4 protein-coding genes are annotated in these 3,698 nt (G+C 34.2%); 1 reads left to right on the top strand and 3 read right to left on the bottom strand.

The window, feature by feature from the left end:
• Positions 1-181 precede the first annotated feature (181 nt).
• On the bottom strand, positions 182-1,690 hold the full coding sequence (locus DMP16_RS08480) for a hypothetical protein (RefSeq protein WP_143577097.1): 1,509 nt from the start codon (positions 1,688-1,690) through the stop codon (positions 182-184).
• 49 nt (positions 1,691-1,739) lie between these two features.
• Positions 1,740-2,228 (bottom strand): hypothetical protein, encoded by a 489-nt coding sequence (locus tag DMP16_RS08475; RefSeq protein ID WP_069281380.1) that lies wholly within the window; start codon positions 2,226-2,228, stop codon positions 1,740-1,742.
• 252 nt (positions 2,229-2,480) lie between these two features.
• On the opposite strand from DMP16_RS08475, the gene DMP16_RS11435 reads away from it, so the two are divergent.
• On the top strand, positions 2,481-2,615 hold the full coding sequence (locus DMP16_RS11435) for a hypothetical protein (protein ID WP_255446846.1): 135 nt from the start codon (positions 2,481-2,483) through the stop codon (positions 2,613-2,615).
• A gap of 122 nt (positions 2,616-2,737) precedes the next feature.
• Here DMP16_RS11435 and DMP16_RS08470 read toward each other — a convergent pair.
• On the bottom strand, positions 2,738-3,698 hold a 961-nt coding region (locus DMP16_RS08470; RefSeq protein ID WP_143577096.1), incomplete at its 5' end, for an MFS transporter.

Genomic DNA, 3,698 nt, shown 5'->3' with positions numbered 1-3,698 from the left:
GTTCGGACAAACACTTGGAGTTATTATGGAAGGATATCTATTATCAATAGGGTTTTATGCAATACCGTTTATAATAGGGGCTATTGTTAGTTTAGTATTCCGAGTTTACGGTTATGAGTTCTATAAGAAAATAAAGGTAATTTAATGAGAAGGTAAAGAAAAGTTTAAAATAAAAAATAGTTTACTTTCTCCTGTTTATAACTAATACTAAAGCAATAATTATGACTAAAACTACAACTGCTATCATTAATATTTCGACGTTGGTAAATGGCGTCTGTATTGATGGTTTATAGCCGTAAACTATGTAATAAGTAGTTGATGGATCGTCGAAGACGATTATCTTCCCGTTATATATAAAATAGTCGTTAGGATTCAATTGAACCATACCATTACTAGTCTGTTTAAACACAACAAAAGTCTCATTCTTTAGCAAGCTTACATTGAAAACTATGTATCCACTTATTGTACTATTAACTTTAACAACTTGAGCAGTGTAGTGATTAGAGTTTAGAGTAATATTGGTAACGTTAACATACGAGGGAGAAGCTATTCTAACATACTCAGCGGTTACGTTTGGGAATACGGTCACGTATTCCCCATAGCCGTTAACATTAACGCTAACTAACATCGCAGGCTCTATTACTACAACTTGATGATATAATTGAACTTCAGCTGTACTCTCCACTCCCTTATCAGTTATCTCAATCACGACTGGAATATTACTAACGCTTATCATGCTTGATACCTTAGCCTTTCCGTACTCTGCATTAGGATTGATCACAAGCTTCATATGGGACTCCACGTTATTGATAGTCAGATTGAATAAGAATCCATTATGAGAGAAATAGGATGATACGTAAGAATTGTCTAAATCTCCTATTACACTACCATTTACTCCAAAGAACTCAATATTAGTAAACTGAGCATCAATTTGCAAATTAAATGAGGAGAAAGCCGTAAGACCCTTAACTTCTCCTCTCCAAATCATTGCTGGGACATAGGTTCCATTAAAGTAGGCTATACTCGTATTATATGGTGCCTCACTGGTCATTCCATTGTAAGTGAAGACCTCATTACCATATCTTCTTGGAAAAGTATTGGTAAAGCTTAAAGTATATTGTGAATATCCCGATAACGTAAGGTTAACCTTCAAGAGGGATAAGGATACGCTTTTGGTGTATTGCGTTTCAGTATGTGATATATTAAAAGTTACATTAGTAAAAGTAGTTCCATTCAGAAACTCTAAAACTAAAGTTGCCGTGTTGTTGAAGTAAGCTATACCAGAAATCTCATTAGAAGTATTTAAGAATCCAGCCCATACTAGTTCTCTGACGAAATTAGGCTCAATTAATATAACTCTAGCTAGTTGGGGAATTTGTGAATAAACGTTTATGCTAAATGGTGTTACGTTGATTTGTAGGTTTCCACTATATCTTTGTATACTACCTATTGTTACGTCATATTTATACTGTGTATAAGTCAATGTTTCCATATTAGTGGTTGATGTTGAGTTGTAAACGATACTAGAATAGCTATAAGTCACCCCGTTTCTAGCAATCATCAAATCTGACGAATATTGTTGGTACTTTACTATACTGGCATCTCGTTGATTACTCGCCATTCCTAAGCTAATTAATGATGGAAATGCAAGTAGCACAATAATTACTAAAATAAGGGATATTTTTCTCATACTTATATAGCAAAAAATTATCTAACTAAAAAAGTTTTTCGAGATATATCTAGCTTGTTGGATTCTGTATAGTTATCTTCTTTACCATTCTACATTTTTGAAGTAATTTTATCTTATTAATTCCAGAAGGTATAATCAATTCGTCTACCCCATATATTTCACGAATATAGGCGTCTATATCATTATCAGTTATCCCAGTTAAGGTAAGCCTCTTGATGTTCTTGAAAACTATTGGTTTACCAGCGCTCATTAGCTCCTCCTTATTTATAATTAACTCATCGATGTCAGAGATAGTGATAAGCTCACCTACTCCCTCTCTGAAACCTTCAACAAAAGTTTTACCACTCTCAATAATGCTGGAAGCTGTCTGCTTCGCTGTGTTAGATAAATCTATGAAAGTTTTAAAGGCTTGATTAGTGACTTCACCAACTGTTTTACCAGAATTCCTAGCAATCTCGGAGAGTTTTCTATACAACTTCTCATCTATACCACGTATAGTTATAGTCTTCTTTTGTTGTTCATTATTGTCTTGGCTCATATGTATTACATGTAATACAAGTTTATAAAGTTTTCTCAGTTTGCATGTATTACACAAAACATTTTTATGTAAAATATTTAACTGAAGCATTATATTTTAGTGATGTTATGGGTATTTCGTTTTATATAATTTATTTCATACATAGATAAACAATAGATATCGAAAATTTTTACATACTCCCTTCTTTTTCAGCTAGAAAATGAACTACAAGCCTAAGCAGTCAAGGTAAAGCTTTTTATTTTCAAATAAGGAGTGACATTAGGCAGAGGGAAGTCCAAAAGGGGATTTGGCATAGCATCCCCCTCTCAACAGATATCCTTGAGTCTTAAGGATAGCGGAGTGGGTAAAATGGCTGAAGACTTGTCCATTAGTCTACTAATAGATTAGAGGAGTGGGCACTCAAGCACGCTAGCTATGAAGAGATGAGGATAAAGGTGGTAAGTCATAAACCTATGAAATGATTTAAGGAAAACTCATCCTTTAGGATGGAGAGGAGGTAACATATAGTCTCAAACACTTACTCTCTCTTCCCTTATCTTTGTAGCTAACATAATTACACCTACTATTATAATCCCTGAAATCAAAAATGAGTACTGGAACGCTAAGATAGACGGAATGAAAGTGAACAGAGGAATACCATTGTAAATGGTTAAAAGTAAGGGTTGCCTAAAGGTAGATTCTATAGATCCAGCTATTATAGGACCTAAAGTGTTTCCCATAAGTCTCATGCTAGTATTAGTCCCGGTTATTGTAGCCATTCTCCTCTTTGAAGTACTGGCGAGCAATAACGTTATTCGAGTTATGTTCATGCCTGAGATGAAAAATAAGACTAATACTAACAAAAGCATTAACTCTATCAAGGAAACTTTTAATCCTATCAGATAAGATAAGGTTAGTATAGCAATAACTGAGAATGAAGAGGTGGACAATATAATCTTTTTATAGCCTACTTTATTGACTAGAGATCCGAAGAAAGGTCCAGCGATGAGTAATATTAACGCGATAGGAGACATTGTCAATCCCGCTTCAAAAATAGTCATATTATATCCAACTGGTTTCGGTAGTTCTAGCATAAACACTAAGGACTGAAATGTTAGAAACAAGCCAAAACCAGTGACAAATGAAGAGAGAAGAGGAACAGCTATGTTAGGATTTTTAAAGTCTGACACATTTATTAAGGGATTTTCTGCTCTTGAAATATGCCTTAAAAAGAAGTAAAAGAGAATTAAACCTAATGAAAGTAAAGAGAGAAATTGAAACGATAACCAGCCTAGTGTTGGAGCTTCAGTCAAGGATATCCCTATTGTTAAGAAGGACGAGGATAGTAATAAGATACCCAAACTGTCTATTTTCTGCTCTTCTCTCATAACTGATTGAGGCAATGAATACCTTGTTACGAATATTATGACGATAAGTAAGGGTAATGCTGTCTCGTAAGCCAACTGCCATGAATAATATTGAGCTATATAA

This window comes from Sulfolobus sp. B1 (assembly GCF_007050195.1).
GTDB lineage: Archaea > Thermoproteota > Thermoprotei_A > Sulfolobales > Sulfolobaceae > Saccharolobus.
Note: the sequence above shows the minus strand (reverse complement) of the source record. Positions and strands in the feature narration are given on the sequence as shown.

What these genes read in the sequence shown, in the direction of transcription:
- DMP16_RS08480 (WP_143577097.1), bottom strand. Translation starts at nt 1,690, where the DNA reads ATGAGAAAAATATCCCTTATTTTAGTAATTATTGTGCTACTTGCATTT.
- DMP16_RS08475 (WP_069281380.1), bottom strand. Translation starts at nt 2,228, where the DNA reads ATGAGCCAAGACAATAATGAACAACAAAAGAAGACTATAACTATACGT.